Genomic DNA, 9,177 nt, shown 5'->3' on the forward strand with positions numbered 1-9,177 from the left:
GTTAAAAACGATTTTTTACCGTTAATAGCCACTGTACGCTATCGACGTTATCCGGGCCATTAATTGGCGCGGCTAAATCAATATGAACCATGATATCTGAATTGGCTCGGCTAGGTGCTAAACGCAAGCCAATACCGACATTTTTTAGGACAGATTCATCTGCTTCAATCGGCAGATGAGAGTGGTACGCGCGCCCTACATCAAAAAAAGCCGCACCGCCAATTTTGAATAAGCGCAGTAAGTCATATTCCCAGTAATAGCGTTTTTCGATATTGAGTAGCATACTGCGACTACCTTGTTGATATTTTATTGGGTATCCGCGAAGCCCGGTTTCGCCCCCTAATGTAATTTGATTATCAAAGGTCAGGTTGTTTCCATAGGTATAGCTTGCATTGATAAACCAAGATTCATACAAACTGGTATTTAAATAGTATTGAAAGGTCGTTTTCGCTATCAGATTTTCAGTTTTATCTGTGTCTTTGTTCCAGTTGCCACTAACGTCAAAATAAAAACGCCATAAGCTGTGATCTGAGGTGTAGTGTGCCGTATTGGCAGAAAATGAATAGACAAGACGCTCAGTATCGTCACTCCAAGATTCGGCTGAATAGCCAAATAAGGCATTAATATTCCAACCTAAATTAAGATCCTCTGTACGATAAATCGAGTCAAAGTTGCGTACTTTTACATAGGAATCTTCAAACCACTGAGCTTGAACATAAGGGTAGGTGAGCGTTCTATCCTGTGCAATGGGTAAAGTGGTATCAGCTATCTCACGGAAGGTATGTTGCTCATGTCTAACGCCTGCGATGAGACGACGAGTCCAACTGCCCGATAGCGCTTTTGAGTGTCCGAAATACACTTGCGTGACATCCGTGGATTGACTGAACTCTGAGATTGTTTCCCCTTCAGAATATATGGGTTCTTCACGTTTGTCTGAATAACTCGTAAAACCGTAACTATATGGGGTGTCGGTTGCAAAAAATGGATAGCTCACATCGATATAGTGGCGTTCACCATCGTCATTATCTGAATATTCTATGCGACCACGATATCTTGAGTTTAAAATATTTGGGTCGTCATAGACAAATTGATAACCAGAGCGGTCGACCTCTTGTATATGAGTAAAAGAAAGGCGTTTCCCCCAGCCAAATAAATTACTTTCTCTAAACCCAATTCGAGAAGTATTTTCCCCTCCACTACGACTAAAACTTAAATCGGGCAATAGTGTCCAAAGATCCCGCGTTACAACCGTAACTAAAATATCACCATCACAGTTTTCCACGGCATAGATACGAGCATCATATAGGTATGACTGATTGCGAAGGAGTCGCTCGGATTCACTGAGTTTTCTTGGATTGTAAGTATCCCCTTCCTGAAATAGGAGCACGCTTTTTAATACTTCGGGTTTGGTTTGAATGTGATAACGGTTAGCAAATCGGAATAGGGCATTGTCTTCTTCAGGTTTGTCGGTATCGAAAACATTAAGTTGTTTTAGCGTGATAGCGACGACCTTTTTACCCTCTGCGGGCTCTGGGTAGGCTTGTTTGCTGTCTAGCTGGCGTGAAAGATTTTGGTCGCTTTGTGCTTCAACCCGGTTATTACCGCAGCTATTAGAAAAATCAACAGCAGGCACTTTTTCAGCTTGCGCAGCTGCATTTAAGCTACACATTAGCACAATACTATTACACGAAATCCTCTTTACATTCATCACAGAGCCTTTAAGTCTAATATTCCTTTAGTATGGATTATATTGTTGCAGCTTGCTTTAGTTCTGCAACAAAAGTAATAATATTTATAGACTTAAAGAGCTTTATGTGGACTTAACGAGAAAGTTGTTGGCGTAGGAAAGGTAGGAGTTCTAAGGCATCAACGCCATCAGGAGCTATCCACACACTCTCACTGTAATGTTCAAAATTTAAATTAAAATTACAGTTTTTATATGAAAAGCGCCACTGATGTCTATCTGCTCCTGCAGCGAATTCGATTAATTGAATCTCATCTTGATGTAAGAATATTTGCCCCCAAAGTTCAAATTCATCGTCTTGAGGTGTAATTTCACAGCTGACGATAATCACCTCGTGTGAATTATCCAAAGTGAGTGTAGTCATTATTCTCTTTCCAAATAATTGCGAATGAGCTGCATGAAAGGGGCACCGTACTTGCTGAGCTTAGTAAAACCGACACCAGACACTTGCAAAAACTCACTATCAGTTGTTGGCGTTCTTTGTGCCATTTCAGCCAATGTTCGGTCGTTAAATACAACATACGGCGGTACATCATCTTCATCTGCGAGCTGCTTTCTGAGTGCACGAAGCTTAGCAAATAGCTTCTTATCGTAATTAAACTGAGCCAGTTTATCTTGATAGACATGCTTTGCTACAAGTCTTGGTTCTGCGAGTTGTAGCACATATTCGCCGCGCAGTACGGCGCGTGCGGCTTCTGTTAGTCTAAGCGTTGCGCCTTGAGTAATATCTTGACTCAATAAACCATGATGGATCAATTGACGTAAGATACTCAGCCAAAATTCATTACTGTGCTCTTTCCCGATCCCATAGGTTGAGAGGGTATGGTGGTTTTGCTCTCTGATCCTTGCGGTATTTGCCCCACGCAAAATATCCACAATGTAACCAATGCCAAAGCGTTGCTCTGCGCGGTATACGCACGATAACGCTTGTTGGGCAACTAATGTGCCATCAAATTGTTTCGGAGGGTTAAGGCAAATATCACAGTTACCGCATGCTTCACGTTGATATTCGCTGAAGTAATTGAGCAAAATTTGACGACGACAGGTTTGTGCTTCAGCAAAACTCGACATTGCCTGAAACCTTTGCTCTTCAACCTTACGACGTTGCTCGTCTGGAATATCTTCAAAAAAGCGTCTAACACGGGGAATATCCGCAGGATCAAAGTACATAACGGCTTCAGCTGCTAAGCTATCTCGCCCTGCACGGCCCGTTTCTTGATAATACGCTTCTACACTTTTTGGAATATCATAGTGAACCACAAATCGCACGTTCGGTTTATTGATCCCCATACCAAAAGCAACGGTTGCAACTACGATTTGAATGTCATCTCGGGCGAAGCGGTTTTGAACAAACTGGCGCTGATCATTATCTAGACCTGCGTGATAACCTGCAGCATTGAACCCAGCATCAATCAGCTTTTCGGCAATATCATCAACACGTTTACGGCTACCACAGTAGATTATGCCACTTTGCCCTTTTTGCTCTTTTAAATAGCGGATCAATTGCGACAGGGGTTTGAACTTTTCTTCGATGGTGTAACGAATATTGGGTCTGTCAAAGCTACCGGTATAGATAAATGGTGCTTGCATACCCAATTGCTGGACAATATCTTTTCGTGTTGCTAAATCAGCTGTTGCGGTTAATGCCATCATCGGAACAGACGGAAAATGTTGACGCAATTCTTTTAAACGAAAATAGTGCGGTCTAAAGTCATGTCCCCAATGAGATACACAATGGGCTTCATCAATGGCAAATAAACTGATGTTACAGTTGGATATGCGATCAATAAAGTCGCGTTGTAAGGCTTTCTCTGGAGCAACGTACAACAGCTTTAAACGACCTTGGAAAAGCGCGTCATAGGTATCTTTTTGCTGCTCCCAAGCGACGCTGTTGTTGATATATTCAGCGGCTATGCCTTGTGCTTTTAACTGCGCGACCTGATCTTGCATTAATGAGATAAGTGGCGATATAACAATTGTCACGCCTGCAAATAATACTGCTGGGACTTGGTAACAGAGTGATTTACCGCCGCCGGTAGGCAGTAGTACAAGCGTATCCTGACCAGCTAAGCTAGACTGAATAATATCGAGCTGACCATCTCTAAACGTACTGTAGCCAAACACATCTTTCAGTACTGAATGAGGATCGTTAATTGGGGTGCTTACGAGGGTATCCATCGGCGTCATTTTAGAGCTTTTTTTGAACCTTGTCTTTGCTTTTTATCTAATCTGAAGAGACTTGAATAAGTTTTGAGCACTTGTAGGCTTTAAACTTTGCGATTGTGAATTCATCGAACTTTCATCGCCGAGATTAATAAAAATGAGTATAATGATTGACCTCTTAGTTGATCCCTCCAAAGGTTAAACGCCCGTGATTGAAGAACAAAAGAAAGGCCACTTACTCGCTGTACTCGCCTTTTTTATGTGGGGACTTGCACCCATCTATTTTAAGCAACTCGTCCATGTCGACGCGATTGAGATACTCATTCATCGCGTTGTGTGGTCTGTATTTTTCATTGCACTAATTGTGCTGGCAAAGCAGCAATGGCCCAAAATTAAGGCCATATTGGCTAATCCTAAGTTGCTGACGATGTTGACACTCACCGCGTTGCTGTTGGGTTTTAACTGGGGTTTATTTATTTGGTCTGTGAATAACGGCTTTATGTTAGACGCGAGTTTGGGTTATTACATCAACCCATTACTTAACGTGCTATTGGGAATGTTATTCTTATCGGAAAGGTTGAGAACGGCGCAAAAGTTTGCTGTGCTATTAGCGATAGTGGGTGTGGTATTACAGTTAATTAGTTTTGGCTCATTCCCAGTCATTGCGTTTTCACTGGCTGGATCGTTTGCGATATATGGATTGTTACGTAAGACCTTAGCGGTTGAATCGCTTCCAGGATTGCTGGTGGAGGCACTTATTCTCACCCCAATTGCACTGGCTTATTGGTGGTGGGTTGAGCCCAGTGCTACGAGCAACCTTTGGAATAATGATTGGTATACCAACACGCTATTGATAAGTGCAGGAGTGGTGACTACTTTGCCTTTGTTATGCTTTACCGCAGCGGCAAAACGGATACCTTACACGACACTTGGCTTTTTTCAATATATCGGACCGAGCTTAATGTTTATATTGGCGGTACTCTTTTATGGGGAAGCCTTTGATGCAGAACGAGCAATAACGTTTGCCTTTATTTGGGGAGCGCTGGTGATGTTTAGCTTTGATTCTTATCGAGATAAAAGAAAGCGCTTAGTGAACTAAGCGGTTTCTTCCTGAAGCTTTCGCCTGATATAAACGCTCATCTGCTTGTTTTATCAGGCTCTCTATGTCTGTAGTCACCTGAGCGGCAAGCCCCATTGAAACAGTAAACGAGATCTGTTGTGACGTCAGTTCGTTACTGCTTTGCTCTAAATATTCCCTGAAGCACTCCAGCCTTTCTTTACAATGATCAGCCATCGTATCTTTAAAATATATCGCAAACTCTTCGCCGCCTAATCGAGCGACTAAATCATTGGGAAAGTATTGAGCAAACGCTTGGCCAATTGACTCAAGCACCGCATCGCCGCCTTCATGGCCATATTTGTCATTTACTTGCTTAAAATGATCTATATCTATCATAGCAATTAGCCCGTAAAGCTCCTTTTTATGTCTCGCTTTTAGGCTTTTCTTTACGGTATCGAAAAAGTAGCGTCGATTTGGCAAACTGGTTAGATAGTCCGTATTTGCTTGTCGGCGTATCGTTTGAATATGTTCTAGCATATCGACGTTCTGGCTAAGACGGCAGTAAAACTCTTCAGCGTTAAAGGGCTTTCTGAGGTAGTCATTAGCGCCATTTTTCAAAAATCGTGTAGATAAATTTTCGGTTTCAACGCCAGATATACCAATTATCGCTTTATCATCATCAGTGTAGAGTCGCCTAATTTCGATACATAACTCTTCACCTCGCATATTTGGCATTTCATTGTCGGTAATGATCACTGAAATATCCGGATTGTCTTTTAATACCGCAAGTGCTTCTATGCCATCACAGGCTTCTAGTACCTGATATTTATGGCGAGTGAGGAGTGCTGAGACATAGTGTCTCGACGAAATAGAGTCGTCCACAACCAGTACTCTGACATTTTCATTTCTTGGCAGGCGTTCTAATTGGCGACGTAAATAATGATAGGCTTGTTTATTTTCCTTGGTGATATAGTCGATGATGGGGTATTGCTCAACGATTGAGCGAGTCTGACTTTCAAGGTTACCAGTCATCACTATGGTAGGAATATCAGCTTTAACCGTGCAGGGAATAGCTTCTCCAAGCGGCGCATCAGGTAACACAAAATCTACCACGGCACAAAAATAGTCGTGCTGTGATAATAACACTTTGGCTTCAGCCAAAGATTCTGCAATATCTACATGGTATCCCACTGTGGTTGCAATATGCTTTTGCACCTTCGCAATTGTGGGGGTGTCTTCAATGATTAAGATTTTCCGTAACACAACCTTCGCCAATCATTTCCTGTTTTACTAATTCTTAACCTAACTGCGCTTAATTGCAATGCTTGTGCTAATAAACAGGTAATGACTAAGAACAAAATGCGAGAAAGATAGGGGGTGATGAGCTCATCGACATTGAAATGGTATAAACAATAGAAGTGCTCAGACACCAACGACAGAAATAAAATCACTCTGTTGGCGTCTAAGCTTGATAGAATTCAGGCGATTTTGCTTATAGCTCGTCGTCAATATCTACCGGGATCACTACGCTACCATCGTTTTGAACTTTAGAACGTCCAAATAGCGTGTGAAACTTTGTCTTACACGTAGTATGCTTCAAATATTTGGTCCAAGCTTTTTCTACAGCGTTAGTCGGGGGAATTAACCCTTCCATTACCTGAACAAACTGAGATTGGAAACTGTTTTGAGGTTCTTCTGCTTTGCTGTATAAGCTTCTTAATGTGGCACCACAGCGTTCAAGAATTTCGGCTTCTTGTAGCGTGAAGTGACCACTGCGTCCGAATCCTCTAGGGAAGTTGGCGTCATCATAAAAGGCTCTGGGGCTTGCAAATGCATTTTTCAAAGTCGCTAAATTATGATCCATAACTGAGTCCTCTAAGATTATCTGGCTGGAGTATGGACCAAGTTTTATAATTTTTTAAACGAGTAATTTTTATCGTCAGGAAGAAAAATGGACATAGATCTATTAAAAACTTTTGTCGAAGTTGTCAAAACCCGTCACTTCGGTCGAGCGGCAGAAAATTTATACATCACTCAGTCAGCTGTAAGTTTTAGGATCCGCCAGCTTGAGCAAAGTTTAGGGGTGAATCTTTTTATTCGCCAGCGTAACAATATTCAGTTAACTGCGCCAGGTGAAAGGTTGTTACCACACGCCAAAATGATCTTAACTGGGATGCAGCGCGCCAAAGTCGATGTTGCATTGGCAAACAATATGCACAAGCAATTGTCACTGAGTGGCACGGCTAATATTTGGGACGCATTTTTACAATTCGGGATTAACCATATTGTATCCGCTATGCCCGGAGTATCGCTTGTTGCTGAAGTGAAAGCACAGCAAGAAAGCACGCGACTATTATTAGAGCGAACATTGGATCTCGCTGTTCTGTTCGATCCGCCAAAAGTGGATGAATTGGTTGTTAAGCCGATCAGTGATCTTGCTATTATTCCTGTAAGCACTTTTGATAACGCAACAAAGGAAGACTTTTTTGACAACCAGTATGTTTATGTTGATTGGGGAACTGCTTTTTCTCTCTGGCATGCAAAACAGTTTACTGGCGCAACCCCTCCTTATTTTAGAACCAGCACCGGCAGAATAGCACTTGATCTTATTCTTCAGTGTGGTGGCTCTGCATTTGTGCCTGAAGCGCTAGCGCTAGAGTCCATTGAGGCTGGAAGGTTGACTCAAGTTGAAGAAGTCGAAAGTAACTCAAGAGAGATATTTGTAGCATACCACAAAGACAACGACCAATTAGAGCAAATAGAAACCATCGTAAATTTACTGGGGGCGGTGAAGTAATTCTTATAATGAATCTTTTGTGACGTATTTCTTAAGGTTGGGTGTCATTTTATTTTCAGAAATATTTTATGTGTAATATTTTTGTCATTTACCAGTGTCAAACTGCGCGTGTTTTGAAAATACGTGTTGCGATATTGAGGAAATACACATGAAACTAACTAAGACTGCTTTAGCGCTATCATTACTAAGTGCATTCACTTTTCAAGCAAACGCTGAAGTAGATGTTTATGGTAAAGCGAATGTATCGGTACAATCTTCTGACGATGGTGCAGGTTCAGTTACTGAAATTAAAAGTAACGCTTCTCGCTTTGGTTTCAAAGGTTCTGAGAAATTAGACTCTGGTTTAGAAGTTATTTATAAGCTAGAGTTCCAAGTAGATGTCTCTGACGCTGATTCAAAAGGTGATAAAGACAATATTACTGCACGTAATCAGTACGTGGGTTTAAAAGGTAACTTCGGTGAAGTCGTTATCGGCCGTAATGACACTGCATTAAAACAGTCTCAAGGTAAGTTAGACCAGTTCAACGACCTTGAGGGTGACATTAAGGTACTCTTCAAAGGTGAAAATCGCTTAGGTGATTCAATTTCCTACAAGTCGCCAAGCTTTAATGGCTTTAGAGTATTAGGAAGCTTTATTGCTGAAGACAGTGAAGAAGGTGAAAACGGTTTCTCTACTGCGCTAACATACGGCGATGCTGGATTGAAAGAGTCTGCTATCTATGCAGCGATTGCGGCAGATAGCGAAGTAAATGGCTATGACATGGTTCGTTTCACTGTTCAAGGTAAAGTAGCTGACTTCAAACTTGGTGCAATGTACCAGACACAAGAAAAGGTGGATGGAAGTGCAGAGGCCGATGGGTACTTACTAAATGCAGCGTACAAATTGGGCAATACAACCTTAAAAGCACAGTATCAAGTTATTGACTTTGATGCCGGTGACAAAGTTGATGGTGTTTCTATCGGTGTTGATTACAAGCTTGCTAAAAACGCGAAGGTTTATGGTTTCTACTCAACATTTGATGCAGATAACCAAGTAGAAAAGGATTATCTAGGCTTAGGTATCGAGTATAAGTTTTAATTTATAGACTTTATCCAAGCTTAAAATAGCGAAACACCCGCCTAATGCGGGTGTTTTTGTTTGTTTTATATTCGGGTTGTTTTCTTTTTGCTCGAACAAACGTTTTTTCGCAATTTTCTTTAAAAAAAGGGTTGCACTAAAATCGGATCGCCCTATAATGCGACCCCACTGACACGGGGCGCCACGCTGAAAAGCAAAGCAGCAACGAGTTAGCGTCAAGTAAAACTTAAGTTCGAAACTTCTGCTAAAGAAATTTAAAATTAAGTGTTGACAAAAAAGTGGGAATGCTTAGAATGCACATCCCTCGAAACAACGAAATGTTTCGAAATGTTCTT

Annotated in this window: 8 protein-coding genes; 3 read left to right on the plus strand and 5 right to left on the minus strand. The window is 41.5% G+C overall.

The annotated features are described in order from the left end of the window. Window position 1: 1 nt before the first annotated feature. From A587_RS0116730 to recQ, 3 genes are all read right to left on the minus strand, one after another. Window positions 2-1,669, minus strand: a complete 1,668-nt coding sequence (locus tag A587_RS0116730; protein WP_017218502.1) for a POTRA domain-containing protein — start codon at window positions 1,667-1,669, stop codon at window positions 2-4. Between the two features lie 151 nt (window positions 1,670-1,820). Further along, window positions 1,821-2,108 (minus strand): DUF3630 family protein, encoded by a 288-nt coding sequence (locus tag A587_RS0116735; RefSeq protein WP_017218503.1) that lies wholly within the window; start codon window positions 2,106-2,108, stop codon window positions 1,821-1,823. Then, window positions 2,108-3,931: a DNA helicase RecQ gene (recQ, locus tag A587_RS0116740; protein ID WP_086009245.1), complete on the minus strand. Its 1,824-nt coding sequence runs from the start codon at window positions 3,929-3,931 to the stop codon at window positions 2,108-2,110. Before recQ ends, A587_RS0116735 begins: the two co-directional genes overlap by 1 nt. A 184-nt stretch (window positions 3,932-4,115) precedes the next feature. On the opposite strand from recQ, the gene rarD reads away from it, so the two are divergent. Beyond that, window positions 4,116-5,006, plus strand: coding sequence for an EamA family transporter RarD (gene rarD, locus A587_RS0116745; RefSeq protein WP_017218505.1), 891 nt, complete (start codon window positions 4,116-4,118; stop codon window positions 5,004-5,006). Here rarD and A587_RS0116750 read toward each other — a convergent pair. Beyond that, window positions 4,995-6,230: a GGDEF domain-containing response regulator gene (locus A587_RS0116750; RefSeq protein ID WP_026001035.1), complete on the minus strand. Its 1,236-nt coding sequence runs from the start codon at window positions 6,228-6,230 to the stop codon at window positions 4,995-4,997. The two genes, rarD and A587_RS0116750, sit on opposite strands and share 12 nt — an antisense overlap. A 229-nt stretch (window positions 6,231-6,459) precedes the next feature. Next, on the minus strand, window positions 6,460-6,831 hold the full coding sequence (maoP, locus tag A587_RS0116755; RefSeq protein ID WP_010607241.1) for a DUF413 domain-containing protein: 372 nt from the start codon (window positions 6,829-6,831) through the stop codon (window positions 6,460-6,462). An 87-nt stretch (window positions 6,832-6,918) separates the two neighbouring features. On the opposite strand from maoP, the gene A587_RS0116760 reads away from it, so the two are divergent. Beyond that, on the plus strand, window positions 6,919-7,764 hold the full coding sequence (locus A587_RS0116760) for a LysR family transcriptional regulator (protein ID WP_017218507.1): 846 nt from the start codon (window positions 6,919-6,921) through the stop codon (window positions 7,762-7,764). A 148-nt stretch (window positions 7,765-7,912) separates the two neighbouring features. Beyond that, window positions 7,913-8,842, plus strand: a complete 930-nt coding sequence (locus A587_RS0116765; RefSeq protein WP_010379002.1) for a porin — start codon at window positions 7,913-7,915, stop codon at window positions 8,840-8,842. Window positions 8,843-9,177: the final 335 nt, after the last annotated feature.

Origin of the sequence: Pseudoalteromonas sp. NJ631 (assembly GCF_000276645.1) — a bacterium.
Lineage (GTDB): Bacteria > Pseudomonadota > Gammaproteobacteria > Enterobacterales > Alteromonadaceae > Pseudoalteromonas > Pseudoalteromonas piscicida.